Below are 340 nucleotides of genomic sequence, written 5' to 3' on the forward strand. Positions count from 1 at the left end.
TCGCGGCCTCCACCACCTGGGCGATGATGTACTGCTCCAACTGCTGCTCCAGGTAGTTGATCAGACGCTTCGCGGCCTCCTCGATCGCCAGCACCGCGGCCTCCGCGATCCCGAAGGTGGCCACCGCCGCCGCCTGGTCCGCCACCAACGCCGCCGCCAGCACGACGAGTTCGGCGATCGTCTCGACCTTCATCGCCACGATCACGCCCGCCGCGTCGACTCCTGGTGCGAGGACTCGACGTTCTGCGCGAACTCCCGCACGTGCGCGGCGAACTCGCGCACCCTGTCCTCGTTCACCGTCGGCCAGTTGATGCCGAAGAACGACAGCAACTCCACGACC

General features: G+C 67.6%; 1 pseudogene. It reads right to left on the reverse strand.

What is annotated here, in order from left to right:
* Window positions 1-205 (reverse strand): annotated as a pseudogene (locus QSK52_RS39235) (hypothetical protein); the annotation flags it as partial.
* Between the last annotated feature and the right edge of the window lie 135 nt (window positions 206-340).

This window comes from Kitasatospora phosalacinea, assembly GCF_030268885.1.
GTDB lineage: Bacteria > Actinomycetota > Actinomycetes > Streptomycetales > Streptomycetaceae > Kitasatospora > Kitasatospora phosalacinea_C.